Source organism: Antarcticimicrobium sp. (assembly GCF_029212575.1).
Lineage (GTDB): Bacteria > Pseudomonadota > Alphaproteobacteria > Rhodobacterales > Rhodobacteraceae > Antarcticimicrobium.
On the sequence record NZ_JARGPK010000004.1, the window covers coordinates 1 to 2,712 of the forward strand.

The 2,712-nt window shown below is 64.5% G+C and carries 1 protein-coding gene and 1 pseudogene; both read right to left on the minus strand.

Translation table 11 applies throughout. From position 1 onward, the window contains the following. A pseudogene (locus tag P1U75_RS00455) lies at positions 1-445 on the minus strand (hypothetical protein); the annotation flags it as partial. 207 nt (positions 446-652) lie between these two features. Further along, a partial coding sequence (locus P1U75_RS00460) for a polysaccharide biosynthesis tyrosine autokinase (RefSeq protein ID WP_300238418.1) occupies positions 653-2,712 on the minus strand: 2,060 nt, incomplete at its 5' end.

The following is a 2,712-nucleotide window of genomic DNA, read 5'->3' on the forward strand; positions in this document are numbered from 1 at the left end:
CATTGCCGCGATAAAGCTCATCGGCCGTCGCATCGCCCGCGGCGATGTCGAAACGGTCGTCGCCTTCGCCGCCGATCATCGTATCCGTGCCGGTGCCGCCATTGAACACGTTGCGGCCATCCTCGGCGACGGTCACGTTAAATGCGCTGATGGCATAAAGCGCATCATCGCCCCCGCCGCCTTCCAACACGTTCGAGCCGCCAAACCCGTGCACGATCTCGTCGGCAGTGCTGCCGATAAAGCGGTCTACCTCGCCGGCCAGATTGGTCAGAAAAAAGCGGTCGATGTTGGCATAGGTGTCGCCCTCGGCCGTGTTGCGCGAGCCCCCGTTCAGGACGTCCACGGTCACGCCGCCAATCTGGTTGGCCAGATAGTTGGCAGTGTCGAGATCACCAACCGAACCGTTGATGGCTTCTGCCGCGAGAGTCGCTTTGAAATTCGCCATTATATCCCCACAGATTTAGAAGGACACGAAAAGCCAGGCGTCCTTGGATGAATCAATTCTGGTGCATGCGCACATTGGCAGGCTCGCCCTTTCTATATCGTGGACATTAACGAAATAGCAACAATTCTATGGGTGCCGCTTTAGAGTTCTTTACGGATTGCCATATTTGGCGGCGTAGAATTTGCACAACGCAACCCTGAGGAGAAATCACTCGACATAATAATCTTTATACTGGCCGCCGTAATAGCCGTAACCATAACCATCATAGGAATATTTCGCGGCCTTGGCTTCATTCACCATGGTCATGACGACACCGATCATGGGGGCGCCGATCCCGTGCAATTGCTTGACCGCCTCTGACGCGGCGCCACGCGGGGTGTCGTCCCATTTCACGGAAAACACCACCCCGTCGACCAGGCCCGACACGATGCGCGAATCGCTGACGACCAGGGTCGGCGGCGTGTCCAGAACCACCAGGTCGTATTCCGTTTTCAGCCGCTCGATCAGGCTGCGGAATTTCTGCGACGACAGGATGTCGGCGGCGTTCTGGGTGGGCCGTGTGTCGCCCGCGCGCATCAGCAGCACATGCAGCCCGGTCGCAGGCTCGGTGCTGACCGCATCCTCAAGCGCGCCGGGATCGTTCAGCGCGGCCATCAGACCGGGGCGGTCGGTGTCGATGTCGATCAGGGTCGACACCGCCGGCAGGCGCAGGTCGCAATCCACGATGATGGTCTTGCGCCCCATCTGCTGACTGGTCAGCGCCAGCAGCACCGCGGTGGTCGATTTGCCCTCGCGCGGGGTCGAGGATGTCATCATCACCACCTTGGGCGGCGCATCGACATTGGAAAACAGGATCGAGGTGCGCAGCCCGCGTATCGCCTCGGCCAGGGCCGAACCGGGCTTGTCGCGGAAATGCTCGACGATCTTGCGCCGCTTGTTGTCGGTGCCAGGAATCATCGGGATGCTGGCCAGTACCGGCAGGCGCAACTGATCCTCGACCAGCCCGGGGCTGCGGAAGGTGTTGTTCAGCCGGTCCAGCAGGAACACCAGCCCCGCCCCCAGCACGACCCCGGCCACGCCCCCGATGGCCAGCAGGCGACGCTTGCCATCCGTCACCGGGCCGCGCGGCACCTCGGCGGGCGAGATCACCCGCGCATCCGCCGATTGCAGGCTTTCCTGCTGCGAGGTTTCCTGCAACCGGCCCAGGAAATTCTCATACAGCAGCCGCGAGGCCTGCGCCTCGCGTTCCAGCTGGCGCAGCTCGATCGCATCGGCGCTTTGCCCCAGCGCCTTGTCTTCCAGGTCGCGCACCCGGCGGGCCAGCTCGGTCACCTGATCGCGCGCGGCGTCGCGCTCGACCGCGACGGACTCGACCACCCGTCGCGCCTCGGCCATGATCTTGCGCCGGGTCTCGTCCAGCTGCGCCTCAAGCCGGCGCACCGACGGATGATCCGGCCCCACGCTGGCGCGCAGCGCGGCCATTTGCGACATCAGATCGCTTTCCTCCTCGCGGTAGGTCTGGATCAGCGCGGTGCGGCGAAACTCGGGCACGGCGCCCACATCGGCCCCCTCGGTCAACGCCTGGCGCAGGCGCGTCACCTGCGCCGACAGCTCGATCTCGCGGGCGCGCGCCGCGCCAAGGGCGGCGTTGAACTCGGTCAGCTGGGCCTGGGTGATCTCGACGGTCTGGCCCGCATCCGTGGCCAGCCGCGCCTCGGCCGCGGCCACGGCGTTTTCGGCCGCTGTCACCCGTTCCTGCAAATCCAGCACCCGATCGCTCAGCCACTGTGTGGCCGAGCGCGTGGCCTCCAGCTTGCCCTCAAGCTGATCGACGATGTATTGCTCGGCGATGGCATTGGCGATCTGGGCGGCGGTGTTGGGGTTTGTCGCCACGAATCCGATCTGGATCACGGTCGAGCCGCGCACCGCGGTCAGTTGCAGGCCGCGGCGAACCCGGTCGATCATCGCCAAGCGCAGCCGGCGTTCTTGCAGGGCGGGATCGGGCGGCGGTGGCGGCGGGCTGGCCAGCCCCATGGATTGCAGCATTTCGGTTAGTTCGGGCGGCAGGGTCAGCCAGTCGAACCAGCCCGCCTCGGGGGGCGGGGCCATCGCCGGGTTGAACTCGGGGTTGCGGCCCAGGTTCAGCTTGTCGATCACCCGCTCGATCAGCGCGGTCGAGCGCAGGACCTCGATCTGGTTCTGCAAATCGGCCCCGCGTTCGTAATTGCGGTCGGCCACGACCTCTTGCACATTGACGATATTGCGCT